Source organism: Bartonella tribocorum (assembly GCF_002778015.1).
GTDB lineage: Bacteria > Pseudomonadota > Alphaproteobacteria > Rhizobiales > Rhizobiaceae > Bartonella > Bartonella tribocorum_B.
On sequence record NZ_NJPP01000089.1, the window covers coordinates 1 to 688 of the forward strand.

The window sequence follows — 688 nt, forward strand, 5'->3', positions numbered from 1 at the left end:
TGACTACTAAATGTGACTACTAAATGCCCGCCTGCTAAGCATTTTCTTTTGTTGATCGATAAGCGCTTGTTCTGCATTTTGTAAGTGTGCAACCATTTGCAATTTTGTTTCTTCATTTTGGATCATGGCCAGCATGCCTCCTATACGTGCCCGTAATTCAGCAATACTTTTCAAATCCGCTGTTGTATTTATTTTTTTTACAAGTTCTAATATTTGCTGAAAACGATTTTTTGCTTCCTCAAAAACTTGCAAACTTATGGCTCTATCAGTAGTTGCTGCATGTTTGATACGCTCAAAGATAATAGAAGGGTTAGTATCATTTTCTTCGCGCCTCAGAATCTCTGGAAGTAATCGAGTTACATCTGGATGATTGTCATAAATTGACTCTGGCTTCTTAAGAAAAAAACTGTTGAGAGTTTCAGCACTTAGTTTTTGACTTCCCGTTATAGACCCATGTATCTTCTCTAGTTGAGCAAGTTGTTTCTTTAAGACTTCGAGGAAGGCAGGGATTGTTTGCACTTTCGGTGGCGGTGGTGGTGCTGGTTTTGGGGGAGGTTTTGGTTTTGATTTATTCCCAAAAGCTGGAACATTATAGCCATTACCGGATTTGAACTCCCCAAAGTTAAACCCCAAAGTTAAAATTATTGCTACTGCTATCAAAATAACCTGTTTTTTCATGTTCCTCTCC

The 688-nt window shown here is 38.4% G+C and carries 1 protein-coding gene; it reads right to left on the reverse strand.

The genetic code is table 11. The features are described from left to right. Positions 1-6 precede the first annotated feature (6 nt). On the reverse strand, positions 7-688 hold a 682-nt coding region (locus CEV08_RS09310; protein WP_245407092.1), incomplete at its 5' end, for a type IV secretion system protein.